Here is a 320-nt window from a genome sequence, read left to right as displayed (position 1 = left end):
CATCGGATCGGATAACCAAGGAATTGGATTCAAGCCAACAGACTGTAACATTTGATTAATAACTCCAAACTGCCCATTGTACATATTTCTAAAGATTAAAATACTGACAAATCCAGGAACTGCCCATGGTATAATATAGATATTTCTCCAAAACTTCGTATATTTCACGACCTTTTGTGATAAAACAACAGCTACAAATAATCCGGCAAACACAACGAGTAAAGTCGATAGTACTGCCCAGATAATAGTCCATGAGAAAACTCCAAGGAACGTACCTCTCCAAGATTCCATTGTAAATAAGCGAATAAATTGCTCAATTC

At 36.2% G+C, this 320-nt stretch carries 1 pseudogene; it reads right to left on the bottom strand.

The features are described 5' to 3' along the window. A pseudogene (locus KH400_RS23690) lies at positions 1 to 320 on the bottom strand (sugar ABC transporter permease); the annotation flags it as partial.

Source organism: Desertibacillus haloalkaliphilus (assembly GCF_019039105.1).
Taxonomy (GTDB): Bacteria; Bacillota; Bacilli; order Bacillales; family KJ1-10-99; genus Desertibacillus; species Desertibacillus haloalkaliphilus.
Note: the sequence above shows the minus strand (reverse complement) of the source record. Positions and strands in the feature narration are given on the sequence as shown.